1 protein-coding gene is annotated in these 624 nt (G+C 63.0%); it reads left to right on the top strand.

Annotation, left to right across the window (positions count from 1 at the left end; all coding sequences use genetic code 11):
• On the top strand, nt 1-624 hold a 624-nt coding region (locus AAHM40_RS27020), incomplete at both ends, for an Ig-like domain-containing protein (RefSeq protein WP_342247442.1).

Here is a 624-nt window from a genome sequence, read left to right as displayed (position 1 = left end):
TGACCATCGCCGCCAACGGCAATTACACCTTCACCCCGGCTGCCAACTGGAACGGTGACGTCCCACAGGTCACCTACACCACCAACACCGGCAGCGAGACCACGCTGAACATCACCGTCACGCCGGTGGACGATGCGTCGGTGGTAGCTCCTGACACCAACACCGTCACCGAAGACAACCCGGCCACCGGCAATGTGCTCGGCAATGACAGTGATGTGGATAACACCCTCAGCGTTGCCAGCTTCAGCGTCGCTGGCGTCACTGGCAGCTTCACCGCCGGTTCCAGCGCGGTCATCGCCGGCGTCGGTACCCTGACCATCGCCACTAACGGCAACTACACCTTCACTCCGGTGCAGAACTGGAACGGCGAGGTGCCGCAAGTCACCTACACCACCAACACCGGTAGCACCTCGACACTGGATATCAGCGTCACCCCGGTCGACGATGCCTCCTCCCTGATCGCGGACACCAATACCGTGGCCGAAGACAACCCGGCCACTGGCAATGTCCTGGGCAACGACAGCGACGTAGACAACGCACTGACCGTCGCCAGCTTCAGCTTGGCTGGCGTCACTGGCAGCTTCACCGCCGGTTCCAGCGCGGTCATCGCCGGCGTCGGTACCC

Origin of the sequence: Pseudomonas sp. OTU5201 (genome assembly GCF_038440135.1) — a bacterium.
In the GTDB taxonomy this organism is placed as follows: domain Bacteria; phylum Pseudomonadota; class Gammaproteobacteria; order Pseudomonadales; family Pseudomonadaceae; genus Metapseudomonas; species Metapseudomonas resinovorans.
Note: the sequence above shows the minus strand (reverse complement) of the source record. Positions and strands in the feature narration are given on the sequence as shown.